The sequence below is a fragment of the Amycolatopsis stemonae genome (genome assembly GCF_054781455.1).
Map to the genome: position 1 here is coordinate 326,522 of NZ_BAAGUJ010000007.1, position 12,524 is coordinate 339,045.

The 12,524-nt window shown below is 71.4% G+C and carries 15 protein-coding genes and 1 tRNA gene; 10 read left to right on the forward strand and 6 right to left on the reverse strand.

The genetic code is table 11. The annotated features are described in order from the left end of the window. The first annotated feature begins 10 nt into the window (after positions 1 to 10). From ACYVLJ_RS26820 to ACYVLJ_RS26835, 4 genes are read left to right on the forward strand one after another with little or no spacing between them, the layout of a single operon-like run. Entirely contained in the window at positions 11 to 751 is a 741-nt protein-coding gene (locus ACYVLJ_RS26820; RefSeq protein ID WP_451984015.1) for a crotonase/enoyl-CoA hydratase family protein, read from the forward strand. Continuing rightward, positions 748 to 1,494: an acetoacetate decarboxylase gene (locus tag ACYVLJ_RS26825; RefSeq protein WP_460440777.1), complete on the forward strand. Its 747-nt coding sequence runs from the start codon at positions 748 to 750 to the stop codon at positions 1,492 to 1,494. Before ACYVLJ_RS26820 ends, ACYVLJ_RS26825 begins: the two co-directional genes overlap by 4 nt. Beyond that, the gene (locus ACYVLJ_RS26830) at positions 1,491 to 2,396 is read left to right on the forward strand and encodes a 3-hydroxyacyl-CoA dehydrogenase NAD-binding domain-containing protein (protein WP_460440778.1); all 906 of its coding nucleotides are present in this window, start codon (positions 1,491 to 1,493) and stop codon (positions 2,394 to 2,396) included. The genes ACYVLJ_RS26825 and ACYVLJ_RS26830 overlap by 4 nt, the downstream gene beginning before the upstream one ends. 1 nt (position 2,397) lies before the next feature. After that, entirely contained in the window at positions 2,398 to 3,576 is a 1,179-nt protein-coding gene (locus tag ACYVLJ_RS26835; RefSeq protein WP_460440779.1) for an acyl-CoA dehydrogenase family protein, read from the forward strand. A 4-nt stretch (positions 3,577 to 3,580) separates the two neighbouring features. On the opposite strand, the gene ACYVLJ_RS26840 is transcribed toward ACYVLJ_RS26835, so the two are convergent. Then, positions 3,581 to 4,783 carry an LCP family protein gene (locus ACYVLJ_RS26840; RefSeq protein ID WP_460440780.1) on the reverse strand — a complete coding sequence of 401 codons (1,203 nt, stop codon included), beginning with the start codon at positions 4,781 to 4,783 and terminating at the stop codon, positions 3,581 to 3,583. Positions 4,784 to 4,970: 187 nt separating this feature from the next. Beyond that, a complete protein-coding gene (locus ACYVLJ_RS26845; RefSeq protein ID WP_460440781.1) occupies positions 4,971 to 5,711 on the reverse strand; it encodes a Rossmann-fold NAD(P)-binding domain-containing protein in 741 nt (246 codons plus the stop codon). 40 nt (positions 5,712 to 5,751) lie between these two features. Between ACYVLJ_RS26845 and ACYVLJ_RS26850 the strand changes: the two genes are divergently transcribed. Beyond that, positions 5,752 to 6,729 carry a sigma-70 family RNA polymerase sigma factor family protein gene (locus ACYVLJ_RS26850; RefSeq protein WP_460440782.1) on the forward strand — a complete coding sequence of 326 codons (978 nt, stop codon included), beginning with the start codon at positions 5,752 to 5,754 and terminating at the stop codon, positions 6,727 to 6,729. A gap of 202 nt (positions 6,730 to 6,931) precedes the next feature. Here ACYVLJ_RS26850 and ACYVLJ_RS26855 read toward each other — a convergent pair whose 3' ends face one another. Further along, positions 6,932 to 7,195: a WhiB family transcriptional regulator gene (locus tag ACYVLJ_RS26855; RefSeq protein WP_451984029.1), complete on the reverse strand. Its 264-nt coding sequence runs from the start codon at positions 7,193 to 7,195 to the stop codon at positions 6,932 to 6,934. A 193-nt stretch (positions 7,196 to 7,388) separates the two neighbouring features. Continuing rightward, positions 7,389 to 8,021 carry an endonuclease gene (locus ACYVLJ_RS26860; protein ID WP_460440783.1) on the reverse strand — a complete coding sequence of 211 codons (633 nt, stop codon included), beginning with the start codon at positions 8,019 to 8,021 and terminating at the stop codon, positions 7,389 to 7,391. Between the two features lie 159 nt (positions 8,022 to 8,180). On the opposite strand from ACYVLJ_RS26860, the gene ACYVLJ_RS26865 reads away from it, so the two are divergent. Beyond that, positions 8,181 to 8,666 (forward strand): RNA polymerase sigma factor, encoded by a 486-nt coding sequence (locus ACYVLJ_RS26865; RefSeq protein WP_460440784.1) that lies wholly within the window; start codon positions 8,181 to 8,183, stop codon positions 8,664 to 8,666. 146 nt (positions 8,667 to 8,812) lie between these two features. Further along, positions 8,813 to 9,409: an RNA polymerase sigma factor ShbA gene (shbA, locus tag ACYVLJ_RS26870; RefSeq protein ID WP_451984166.1), complete on the forward strand. Its 597-nt coding sequence runs from the start codon at positions 8,813 to 8,815 to the stop codon at positions 9,407 to 9,409. Here the strand turns inward: shbA and ACYVLJ_RS26875 are convergent, their stop codons facing one another. Then, a complete protein-coding gene (locus tag ACYVLJ_RS26875; RefSeq protein WP_451984035.1) occupies positions 9,410 to 10,243 on the reverse strand; it encodes a LysR family transcriptional regulator in 834 nt (277 codons plus the stop codon). It abuts the gene before it with no gap. Between the two features lie 96 nt (positions 10,244 to 10,339). Between ACYVLJ_RS26875 and ACYVLJ_RS26880 the strand changes: the two genes are divergently transcribed. Together ACYVLJ_RS26880 and ACYVLJ_RS26885 are read left to right on the forward strand one after the other, a co-directional pair. After that, positions 10,340 to 11,317 carry a bile acid:sodium symporter family protein gene (locus ACYVLJ_RS26880; protein ID WP_451984037.1) on the forward strand — a complete coding sequence of 326 codons (978 nt, stop codon included), beginning with the start codon at positions 10,340 to 10,342 and terminating at the stop codon, positions 11,315 to 11,317. A gap of 61 nt (positions 11,318 to 11,378) precedes the next feature. Next, positions 11,379 to 11,900, forward strand: coding sequence for a dihydrofolate reductase family protein (locus ACYVLJ_RS26885; protein WP_460440785.1), 522 nt, complete (start codon positions 11,379 to 11,381; stop codon positions 11,898 to 11,900). A 42-nt stretch (positions 11,901 to 11,942) separates the two neighbouring features. Here the strand turns inward: ACYVLJ_RS26885 and ACYVLJ_RS26890 are convergent, their stop codons facing one another. Further along, positions 11,943 to 12,221, reverse strand: coding sequence for a hypothetical protein (locus ACYVLJ_RS26890; RefSeq protein WP_460440786.1), 279 nt, complete (start codon positions 12,219 to 12,221; stop codon positions 11,943 to 11,945). 185 nt (positions 12,222 to 12,406) lie between these two features. On the opposite strand from ACYVLJ_RS26890, the gene ACYVLJ_RS26895 reads away from it, so the two are divergent. Continuing rightward, positions 12,407 to 12,480, forward strand: a tRNA-Ile gene (locus tag ACYVLJ_RS26895). Positions 12,481 to 12,524: the final 44 nt, after the last annotated feature.

Below are 12,524 nucleotides of genomic sequence, written 5' to 3' on the forward strand. Positions count from 1 at the left end.
AAGCAAGACGATGGACGTACGCACCGAACGGATCGGCAGCACCCTGCTGATCACGATCGACCGGCCGCAGGCCCGCAACGCGGTCAACGCCGCCGTCGCGGCCGGGCTGGCCGCGGCCCTCGACGAGCTGGAAGCCGACCCCACGCTGCGAGCGGGCGTCCTGACCGGCGCCGAGAACACCTTCAGCGCCGGCATGGACCTCAAGGCCGCGCTCAAGGGCGAGTCCCCGGACATCCCGGGCCGCGGGTTCGGCGGTCTGACCGAGGCCGAGCTGGCCAAGCCGCTGATCGCCGCCGTCGAAGGGTTCGCCATGGGCGGCGGGTTCGAGCTGGCGCTGGGCTGCGACCTGATCGTTGCCGGGGAAGACGCGAAGTTCGGTCTCCCGGAAGTGAAGCGCGGGCTGATCGCCGCGGGCGGCGGCGTGCTCCGGCTGCCGAAGCGGATCCCGCACCACCTGGCGATGGAGTTCCTGCTCACCGGCGAGCCGGTCACCGGCCGCCGGGCGGGCGAGCTGGGCTTGGTCAACCGCGTGACGCCGAACGGCGACGCCGCCGCCGTCGCGCTCCAGCTGGCCGAGAAGCTGGCGGAGAACGCGCCGCTCGCGCTGGCCGCCGTCAAGAAGATCGTGCGGGCCGCGGACCCGAAAGCCGCGCAGCGCGAAGAAATCAAGAACCTGATGCAGTCGAACGACGTCCGCGAGGGCATGACCGCCTTCGCCGAGCGCCGCGCTCCGAAGTGGACAGGCGAATGAAGATCGAAGAAGTCCGGCAGCACGTGACCACCCCCCTGACCGCCCCGGCGTTCGCGCCCGTGGTCCCGAGGTTCACCGACCGCGAGTACCTGAACATCGTCTACCGTACCGACGCCGACGCCCTGCGGGCCGTCGTGCCGGAGCCGCTGAAGGTCGAAGAACCGTTGGTGCGCTTCGAAGTCATGAAGATGGGCGACGTCTCGGGCTACGGCCCGTACACCGAGTCCGGCCAGGCGATCGAGGTCAGCTTCGACGGCGAGCGCGGCGAGTACCTGCACGCGATGTACCTCGACAACTTCGCCGCCACGGCTTCCGGACGCGAAGTGAGCGCGTACCCGAAGACCGTCGGCAGCCCGGATCTCCATGTCGACAACGGTGTCCTCGTGGGCACATTGGACTACGGGACGCTCCGAGTGGCGACCGCGACGATGGGCTACAAGCACCACGAGCTGGACGCCCGCGAGGCCGAACGCCAGATCACCGTCCCGACGTTCATGCTCAAGACGATCCCGGGCTACGACGGCACCCCGCGCGTGCAGGAGCTGGTGCGCACCGAGATCACCGACGTCGTGGTCAAGGAGGCCTACACCGGCCCCGCGCGGCTGCAGCTGTTCCAGCACGTCCTGGCCCCGCTGGCCGACCTGCCCGTGCTGGAGGTCGTGTCCGCGAGCCACATCCTCACCGACCTGACGCTCGCCCCGGTCAAGCCGGTCTTCGACTACCTTAAGGGAGTCCGGTCATGAAGAACGCCGCAGTCATCGGCGCGGGAACGATCGGCTTGTCCTGGACGGCGTTGTTCGCGAGCCACGGCCTGACCGTCCGGGTCACCGACCCCCGCCCCGACCTCGCCGACGCCGTCACGGAGGCCTTGGAGACGTTCGCACCGCACCTTGGCACCACCGCCGACGACCTGGCGAGCCGCGTGCACATCGCCGCCGACGTCACCGAAGCCGTGAAAGACGCGGATGTCGTGCAGGAGAACGGCCCCGAGAACGTCGAGTTCAAGAAGGACCTCTTCAAGCAGCTCGTCGAGGAAGCGCCGAAGCACGCGCTGCTGCTGAGTTCGTCGAGTGCCATCCCGTCGACGGCGTTCACCGGCGAGATCGACGGCCGCCGCGTCCTCATCGGACACCCGTTCAACCCGCCGCACCTGATCCCGCTCGTCGAGGTCGTTCCCGGCGAGCAGACCAGCCAGGAAAGCGTCGAAAAGGCCGTCGAGTTCTACACCTTCCTCGGCCGGACGCCGGTCGTGGAGCGCAAGGAAATCGCCGGGTTCGTCGGCAACCGGCTGCAGAACGCCCTCAGCCGCGAGGCGATCTACCTCGTCGAGCAGGGCGTCGTCACGCCGGAAGACCTCGACAAGGTCATCACGAATTCGCTCGGGATCCGCTGGGCGACCGTCGGGCCGTTCCTCGGCTCGCACCTCGGTGGCGGTCCCGGCGGGTACCGGCACATGGCCGAGCACATCGGCAAGTCCATGAAGAAGATGTGGGCCGGCCTGGGCACGCCCAGCCAGAGCCCGGAAGAGCAGGAACGGCTGATCGAAGCCGTCGAACAGGCTTACGGCTCCTCCACGTACTCGGAACTCGCCGAGACGCGCGACCGCAAGCAGCTGGCCGTTCTGCACGCAGTGGAGGAGAACTGAGATGGAATCCCTGACCGCCGACTTCTACGACTTCGAGGCGCTGCTCCCGGACGACGAGCACAAGCTGCTCGTCAAGGCGCGCGAGTTCATGCAGCACGACGTCAAGCCGCTGGTGAACGAGAACTGGGAGGCCGGCACCTTCCCGAAGGAACTGATCGGGATGTTCCGGGAGAGCGGCCTCGCGGGCCTGCCCTACGAGGGCTACGGCGAGCACAAGCCCGCGGTCAGCCACCTGCTCACCGGCATGATGGCGATGGAGATGAGCCGCACCGACGCGTCCGTGGCGACGTTCTTCGGTGTCCACAACGGACTTGCGATGTACTCGATCTACAGTGGAGGGAACCAGGAGCAGCGTGACCGCTGGCTCCCCGAAATGGCCGCCATGGACAAGATCGGCGCGTTCGCGATGACCGAGCCGCTCGGCGGGTCCGATGTGGCCGGTGGCATGCGCACGACGGCCAAGCGACAAGGCGACACCTGGATCCTCAACGGTGCCAAGAAGTGGATCGGCAACGCGACCTTCGCCGACTACGTCGTCGTGTGGGCGCGCGACCTGGATGACAACCACGTCAAGGGGTTCGTCGTCGAGAAGGACATGCCGGGCTTCGTGCCGGAGAAGATCCAGGGCAAGACCGCGTTCCGGATCGTCGAGAACGCCGAGATCACGCTGACCGACGTCCGCGTGCCGGAGGCGAACCGCCTGCAGGGCATCAACTCCTTCCGGGACGTCGCCGAGATCCTGCGCGCCACCCGCGGCGGCGTCGCCTGGCAGGCGCTGGGCGTGATGATCGGCGCCTACGAAGCCGCGCTCGCCTACTCGCAGGAGCGCACGCAGTTCGGCCGGCCGATCGCGAAGTTCCAGCTGGTGCAGGACCTGCTCGTGAAGAGCCTCGGCAACATCACCGCGTCGTGGGGCATGCTCGTGCAGCTCGCCCGGCTGCAGGACGCCGGGATCTTCAAGGACGAGCACTCGTCGCTGGCCAAGGCGTTCGTCACGTCGCGGATGCGCGAAGTCGTCGCCTGGAGCCGGGAAATCTTCGGCGGCAACGGGATCGTGCTCGGCTACGACGTCGCGCGGTTCTTCGCCGACGCCGAGGCGATCTACTCCTTCGAAGGCACCCGCGAGATGAACACCCTGATCGTCGGCAAGGCGATCACCGGGCAGTCCGCGTTCGTGTGACGCGCTAGTTCACGCAGCCGGCGGCCGTACTGGTCGCCGGCTGTTTCGCGGTCGACGACGGCGGCTGCGCCGAAGTCGCCGCGACCGGCCGCACACCGCCGGTCGCCTCGTCGCCCGAAGCCTGGACCGCCGGGGTGCTGATCGCCGTGCGCACGAACTGCTGGACCTGCGCCGGGTCGACCTTCACGGCATCGCCGTCCGACGGCGTCTGCAGCGACAGGCTCTGCACCGGGATCGTCGCGAACCCGATCGCCCCCGAGCTCATCCCCCGCAGCTGCTGCGCGAAGCTCAGGACGTCCCAGCCCCTGTCCAGCACGACCGACCCCTGCACCGCGCCGACCAGCGAGTTCAGCTTCGCCACGTCGGTGAACGTGCCCGCGCTCAGCACCTTCTTCGCCATCGCAGACAGGAACGCCTGCTGCCGCGCGATCCGGTCGAGGTCGCCGTTGGGCAGGCCGTGGCGCTGCCGGACGAACGCGAGCGCCTGCGGCCCGGACAGCGTCTGCGGGCCGGCCGCGAAGTCCGCGCCGGAATAGCTGTCGTGCACCGGCGCCTTGAGGCAGACCTCGACGCCGCCGACGGCCTGCGACAGCGCGTCGAACCCGGCGAGGTTGATCGCCGCGTAGTGGTTGATCGTCAGCCCGGTGAACTTCTGCGCCGTCTCGATCGCGGTCTTCGCGCCGGCCTCGTTCGCCGCCACCTCCAGCTGCGCGCCGGAAAGCCCTTGCGCGCGCAAGCCGGCCATCGCGGCGTTCTTGCCGCGGCTGTAGGCCGAGTTGATCTTGTGCTTGCCGTAGCCGCCCGCGATGTCCACATAGGAGTCACGCGGGATCGAAATCGCCGTCGCCGCGGCGCCGCCCGCCGGGATGTGCACCACGATCATCGTGTCGGTGGTGTCGCCGCCGTCGTCGCCGCTTCCGGCGTGCAGTGCGTCGAGCACGTTCTGTGGCAACGGGTTGCCGTAGGCGTCGGTGCGCGCGTCGATGCCGACGAGCAGGATGTTCTGGGCGGCTTTGAGCGGTTCGCCGGGAACGGTGTCGTTTTCGTCGACCTGCGCGGACGGCGGGATGACGTCGGCGGTGACCAGGCCGTGGTCCAGTTTGGCCAGCTGCGACCACAGGTACCCGGTGGCACCGAGCACCAGCGCCGACACGACGCCGAGCGCGACCCGCCCGCCGATGCGACGCCCCCGGGACGACAGCAGCACGACACTTCCCCTTGCTTCCCTCGGGTGGAACCCCTCCTTCGAGGATCACCGCGTTAGCTGGGAATCAGCTGAGAAAGTTGTTGAAAGCTCGTGACGCTAGCCGATCGGCGCAGCCGTTCCGCGGGTTTCGCGACGGACTGTGCCGGAACGCGTACGCGGAAGTGCTGTGGTCGCGGCCACAGTGGGGTCAGCGGGGCATCCGGCGCCAGATCGCGCGGGGCAGCAGCCGCATCGCGAAGAAGACCGGACGGAGTACGCCGGGCACCCAGACCACCCCGCGCCGCTTCCCCAGCGCGGCGACGGTCGCGTCGGCCACCTGGTCCGGCGTGCTGGAGAACGGCGCGGGGCTGATCCCCTCGGTCATCCGGCCGATGACGAAGCCCGGGCGGACGAGCAAGAGGTGGACGCCCGAACCATGGAGCGCGTCGGCGAGGCCGCTCGCGAAGCCGTCGAGCCCGGCCTTCGCCGAGCCGTAGACGTAGTTGGCGCGGCGCACGCGGATCCCGGCGACCGAGGAGAACACCACCAGGCTGCCGTGCCCCTGGGCGCGCAGCAGGTTCGCGGCGTGGGTGAGCACGCCGACCTGGGCGACGTAGTCGGTGTGCACGATCGCGGCGGCGTGCGCGGCGTCCTCCTCGGCGCGGGCCTGGTCGCCGAGGATGCCGAAGGCGAGCACGACGACGTCCAGCGGGCCGTGCTCGGCCGCGACCTGCTCGAGGAAGGGACCGTGCGCGGCGAGGTCGTCGGCGTCGAAGCCGGCGGTCGCGACGCTTTCGGCGCCGGCCTCGCGGAGGGTGGTCGTCGCCTCGGTCAGGTCCGCGCCCGGCCGTGCGGCCAGCACGACCTTGCCGCCCGCGCCGGCCAGGCGTTTCGCCACGGCCAGCCCGATCTCGCTGCGTCCGCCGAGCACCAGCACCGTTCCGCTCACCGCAGCAGTCTCCCAGCCCCGCGTGCGCTAGCGTGCCCGGGTGGGGCTCGTCGTGGACTTCGAGACGCTCGTCGAACGGCACCGGCGCGAGATCCAGGTGCACTGCTACCGGATGCTCGGCTCGCTGAGCGACGCCGAAGACCTCGCGCAGGAGACCTTCCTGCGCGCGTGGAAGGCCCGGGACAAGTTCGAGGGCCGGGCCAGCGCGCGGACCTGGCTGTACCGGATCGCCACGAACGCCTGCCTCGACGTCCTCGCCCGCCGGCCGCGGCGGGTGCTGCCCGACCAGCTCGGCCCGTCCGGCGAGCCCGACGGGCCGATCGCCGCCGTCGACCTGCCGTGGCTCGAGCCGTACCCGGACCACCTTCTCGACGCGCCCGGGGCGGACGCGGTCGTCGTCGAGCGGGAGACGATCGAACTCGCCTACCTCGCCGCCGTCCAGTACCTGCCGCCGCGGCAGCGGGCGACCCTGGTGCTGCGGGACGTGCTCGGCTGGTCGGCCAAGGAAACGGCGCAGCTGCTGGAGACGAGCGTCGCGTCGGCGAACAGCGCGCTCCAGCGCGCCCGCGCGACGCTGCGTGAACGGCTGCCCGCGCGCCGTGCCGAGTGGACGGCCGGCGCGGCGACGGCCGAGGAAACCGCGCTGCTGAAGCGGTTCATCGCGGCCTACGAACAGGGCGACCCCGCCGCGGTCGCCCGGCTGCTGCACGAAGACGCCCAGGCCGTCATGCCGCCGTACGCCCTGTGGTTCGGCAGCCGGGACGCGATCGTGCGCGCCCTGTCGCTGTCGCTGGACCCGGCGTCACCGCAGTGCGTCGGGCGGTTCCGGATGCTGCCGGCGCGGGCGAACCGCCAGCCCGCGGTGGCGACCTACCTCCTTCGGCCCGGCGAGACCGCCTACCGCTGGTTCGGGGTGTCGCTGCTGACCGTCGAGCAGGGGCTCGTCACGGCGATGGCCGCGTTCGAGTCGGTCCCGGCGGCCGCGTGGGGTCTGCCGGAGACGTGGCCGGGCGAATGAGCACGATGACCACGGACGGGAATCCGGCCGTGACCGATGCCGGCAATCTTCCGTGCGCCCGGCACGGGTGAACGACGTGAAAAAGCCCGGGCGGGTGATTCACGGGGAATCACCCGCCCGGGCGCACACACTCCCGGAAAGAAATTCTTCCGGTTTCGGTGTTTATTGCTTCAGGCCGCCGGGAGTGGTCACCGGGCGGCGGTCAGGCTGCTCGGTGCCGCTGCGGTGCGGTGCGCACCAGCCGGCGCCGGTCGTCGGCGGTCGTGCCGCCGAAGACGCCGTGGTCGAGGCCGTTGTCGAGCGCGTAGCTCAGGCATTCGGCACGCACCGGGCAGCGCGCGCACACGGCCTTCGCCTGTGCGGTCTGCCGGGCGCCGGGGCCCATCTCGGAGATCGGGAAGAACAGTTCCGGGTCCTCGTCCTTGCAGGCCGCGAGTTCCGCCCAGCCCGTCATCGTGGCTTCCATTTCCTTGGTTCACCTCCCTCGGGATCTTCCTGATTCCCATTATTGTGGCGCGTCAACCGACTTGACCGCGCGCGAGGCGCGAGCGCATCCGCCGCGGTCAAGGGGTTTTGGCTTCGGTTCCCGGCTCACCCTCCGGGCAACCAAGACTGCAACACATGAGAGTACGCCTTTCTTCCGCGGATCTCGATGTCGATCACGTCACTCGATCGGCGAGACCACGCTCCAGCGCGACCCGCACGAGGGCCGACGCGAGCAGCGCGAGGTCATCGCCGGGGACGAGCTCCGCGAGCCGGCCCGGCTCGGTCGGCAGGCCGAGCTTTTCCGCACCCTGCAAGGCCTTCCGGTCCAGGTGCGGGCGGAACTCCGGCCACACCAGCTGCACCTCCCTGGTGAAGATCTCGGCCCCGACGGGCCCCAGCCGCGGCACCCTCCCGAGCAGCCGCGCCAGGGTCCGGAATTCGCCGTTCGCGGCCTCGCGCACCCGCCGCAGGTCGCCGCGGTACTCGTCGAGGAGGTACCGCGCCCCCTCGCCGAGCGCCGTGGCCGTCTGTTCGTCGTAGCGCTTGTAGTGCGCCCGGCCGAGCGCGTCGACCCGCTGCTGCCAGGTCGCCTCGACCATCGCCTTGGCCGTGCCCAGGCCCGCGGCCCGCAGCTGTTTGGCCGCGTCGACCGCGATGCCCGCCTTGATCCGGGTCGAGAGCAGCACGGCCAGCACCAGCAGCCGGTACAGCGGCGCCGGCTGGTCGGCGAGCTTGATCCCGGCCTCGGCGGCGTACGTCGGGCTGGCCTCCGCCAGCAGGCGCCGGATCGTGTCTCGGTGGGTCATCGGGCCCGGGTACCCGGCGATCCGCCGCTCATTCGTCACCGCTGGTCACCGATCCGGCGCAGCGCATTACTCCTACCGGGCAGTCTTGATCGAATCGTTACACGTAGCGGTCACCTCGGCGCACTTGTTCCTGTGGAGGCGAGGGGTGGTGAGGGGACTGTGTGCGGTGACGACGGGTTCGACGCGTTCTTCCGCGCCGACTTCCCCCCGCTGGTGGCGTTCCTCTGCAAGGCCGGGTTCGAGGTCGAGACGGCCCGTGACGTCGCCGCCGAGGCGATGCTGCACGCGCTGGAGGCGTGGCCGACCCTCGAGGACCCCCGGGCCTGGGTGCGCCGCGTCGCCGGCCGGCTGCTCGACGCGGCCGGCGACGCGCGCGCGGACTGGACCCCCGCGGGCGACCCGCAGGACGACGAGAAGCTGGCCGCACTGGTCGACCAGCACGCGGGGCTCATCGACCTGCTCGCCTCCCTCCCCGGTCAGCAGCGGATGGTGCTGGCGTGGTCCCTCGACGGGTTCACGCCGACGCAGATCGCGAACGCGCTGCGCATCGCCCCCGCGACCGTCCGCTCCAACCTCCGCCACGTGCGGGAACGCCTCAGGCGCCACCGGGCCGCGCGGCCCGGCCAGCGGGACAGGGAAGGGTGAGCACCATGCCGGCAACCGAGTACGGGGATCGGGCGACCACCGAGCTGCTGCGGGACGCCAACACCGCGCTGCAGGACTCGCTGCGCGTCGGCCTCGACGTGGAGGGCACCCTGCTCCGGGTGCGCAGCCGCGCCCTCGTCCGGGAGATCGCCGCGGCGCCACCCGCCGAAGCGTTCCCGGCGCACTGGCGGCGGCACGACGAGCCGGTCGCCGACGCGATCGCCGGCGACGTCGCCGCGACCGCCCGCCTGCTCGCCACGATCCGGCCGCTGGTGGTGCGCTACTGCCGGGCCCGCGTCGGCCGCAACGAGCGCTCGTTCGCCTCGGCCGACGACGTCGCCCAGGACGTGTGCGTGGCCGTGCTGACGGCGCTGCCGTCCTATCGCGACCAGGGCCGGCCGTTCCTCGCGTTCGTCTACGGGATCGCCCAGCACAAGGTCGCCGACGCCCACCGCGCCGCGGCCCGCAACCGCGCCGACCCGGTGCCCGAGATCCCCGACGGGGTGTCCGAAGCGGACGGTCCCGAGCAGCGCGCGCTGCGGTTCGAGCTCAACGAGCGGCTCGCCCGGCTGCTCGACGTGCTGCCCGCGAAGCAGCGGGAAATCGTCGTGCTGCGGGTGGTCGTCGGCCTGTCCGCCGAGGAGACGGCCTCGGCGGTGGGCTCCACGCCCGGCGCGGTCCGCGTCGCCCAGCACCGCGCGCTGGCGAGGCTGCGAAGACTCCTGACCGGCGAAGAGGAGTGATCACCGGCCCACGCGGTCGAGAACGAAGTCGGCGAGCGCCGCGGCCGGCCCCGCCATCGACTCGCGGGCCAGCAGCATGAACTCGATGTCGCCGGGCTCGGGCAGGCCGTCGAGCTCGACGAGGTCGGCCGGCACCAGGCTGCGCGCGTGCAGGGTGACCCCGAGCCCGGCGGCCGCGGCGGCCCGCAGGCCGGTGAGGCTCGACGTCTGGCACGCCGCCCGCCATTCGAGGCCCGCACGTTCGAGGCACTCGACGGCGAGCTGCCGGGTGATCGACGGCATCGGGTACTGCACCAGCGGCACCGGCTGCCCGGGCTCCAGCACGGTGGCGGCCGAGCCGATCCAGACGAGCGGCTCGCGCCACAGCAGCCGGCCGTGGTGCGCGCCCGGGCGGCGCTTGCCCAGCACCAGGTCCAGCTGCCCGGCGCGCAGGCGCTGCGCGAGGACGTCGGAGAGCTCGACGGTCAGCTCGACGTCCACCAGCGGGTGACTGCGGCGCAGCCGGTGCAGGATCTCCGGCAGCTCGCCGAGCGCGAAGTCCTCCGAGACGCCGAACCGCACGCGGCCGCGCAGCTCGGCGCCCCGGAAGTGCCGCTCGGCCCGCTCTTCGGTGTCCACGACGGTCTGCGCGAACCCGAGCATCGCCTGCCCGCGCGCGGTGAGCTCGACGGTGTGGGTGTCGCGCGCGAAGAGCAGCCCGCCCGAGTCGCGCTCGAGGCGTCGCACGTGCTGGCTGACGGTCGGCTGGCCGACCCCCAGCCGGCGCGCGGCCGCCGTGAAGCTGCGCGTCTCGGCGACGGCGAGGAACGAACGGCACAGGCGCGGGTCCAGCACGCGCTGAGCTTATCGCGATCCGCGATGACAGTCAGTCCGGTCATCGGGGTTCACAATGAGCGCGCGAACGCCGAGAATTGCCGTGGAAGGAGATCCATGTCCCGGCTTCGTCTTGACCCGTTCGTCCTCGCCATCCTCGCCACCGTCGGGGTCGCCACGCTGCTGCCCGCCTCGGGCGCGGTGGCCGATGGCTTCGGCACCGCCACCACGATCGCCGTCGGACTGCTGTTCTTCCTGTACGGCGCCCGGTTGTCCACCCAGGAAGCGCTCGAAGGACTGCGCCACTGGCGGCTGCACGCGGTCGTGCTCGCCGCGACGTTCGTGCTGTTCCCGCTGCTCGGCCTGGCGATCTTCCTGCTGCCGTCGTCGGTGCTGCCCGATCAGCTCGCCGCGGGAGTGCTGTTCCTCACCGTGCTGCCCTCGACGGTGCAGTCGTCGATCGCGTTCACCTCGATCGCGCGCGGCAACGTCGCGGCGGCGATCTGCAGCGCGTCGCTGTCCAACCTGGCCGGGATCGTCCTGACGCCGCTGCTGGTGGCACTGCTGCTGGCCGGCGACGGCGCCGGGGTCGACGGCTCGGCCGTGCTCGGGATCGTGCTGCAGCTGCTCGCGCCGTTCGTCGCGGGCCAGCTGGCGCGGCGCTGGATCGGCGGCTGGATCACCCGGCATTCGGCGCCGCTCAAGGTGTTCGACCGCGGCTCGATCCTGCTGGTCGTCTACACGGCGTTCAGCGCGGGCATGACCGAGGGCATCTGGCACCGGCTCGACGTCGGCCACCTGCTGGTGCTCGTGGGCCTCTGCGGCGTGCTGCTGGCGGCGGTGCTGGGCGCGACCGGGTGGGGCGCGCGCCTGCTGGGCTTCGCCCGCGCCGACCGGATCACGATCGTGTTCTGCGGGTCGAAGAAGAGCCTGGCCAGCGGCCTGCCGATGGCGACGGTGCTGTTCGGGCACGCGCAGGTGGGGCTGATCGTGCTGCCGCTGATGCTGTTCCACCAGATTCAGCTGATCGTGTGCGCGACCCTCGCCCGCCGGTACGCGGCCGCACCGGAGGCCGAGGAGCTCGTCCCGGCCTGACCGATGAGTTTTCGCGGCGGCGCCCGTCGGTACGAGTGACCCTCACCGAAAGGCGGCACCCATGGCCAAGCTCCTCTACCACGTCACGATGTCCCTCGACGGCTTCATCGCCGGGCCCGCCGACGACATGACGTGGCTTTCGGGGCTGCCCGCCGGCCCCAACCCGGTCGTCGAACGGCTGCTCGGCGGGATCGGGACGGTGCTCATGGGCCACCGCACCTACGCCCCGGCGACGACGGCGGAGGGCGAGGTCTACGGCGGCCGCTGGCGCGGGCCGGTCTTCGTGGTGACCCGCTCGGCGGCCCCCGTTCCCGAGTTCACGCTGGTCGACGACCTGCGCGAGGCCGTGGCGGCGGCGTCCGCGGCGGCCGGGGACGAATACGTCGCGGTGCTGGGCGCCGCGACGGCCCGGCGGTGCCTGGAAGCCGGCCTGCTGGACGAGGTCCTGGTCCACGTGGCCCCGGTCCTGCTCGGCGACGGCGTGCGGCTGTTCGACCACCCGGGCGGCACCCGGGTGCGGCTGGAACCGCTGGAGCTCGGCCGCGCCGGGGCGATCGGCAACGCCTGGTACCGCGTGGCCTGACCGTCCCTTGTGGACTGATGTCCACTGTGGATGGTCCCGGGTTCACCGCGGCCGGGGCGACGGTTTTTCGCGCAGCTCCTCGGCGAAGATCGCGTCCACGCGCCGGCCCGCCCGGCGCAGGACGCGAGCCGAGGCGCGCACGAGGTAACCGGCCACGAAGGCGAACAGCAGGCCCATGCCGATGGCCGCGAGGTTCGCCACGAGCGCCTCCCGGTACTGGTGCGCCAGGTAACCGAGGCCCGCCCCGGCGGTGACCGCGTCGAGCAGCGCCAGCCGGAGTGCGCCCGGGGCGGGCAGGGTGGCTCGCGGTGACGCGCCCATCGCTCACCCTCCCGCCGTTCCGTTCAGCGGAGACGCCCTTGCAACCTAGACGAGCGTGCCCCGGCCGGTGGCCACTTCAACCTGTTTGGCCTACTCGATCTGCCCGGATGGCCGCTGTGATAACTTGAAGCGAACTGGGTCTTCTGTGCAAATGCAAACCCGTGCCGCCTGCGCGCCGGGGTCAGGGGGCGGTAGCTCAGTTGGTTAGAGCAGGGGACTCATAATCCCTTGGCCGCGGGTTCGAGCCCCGCCCGCCCCACGAGGCGGGGATTGCTGTTCGCAATCCCTTCGGGACTGCTCCCG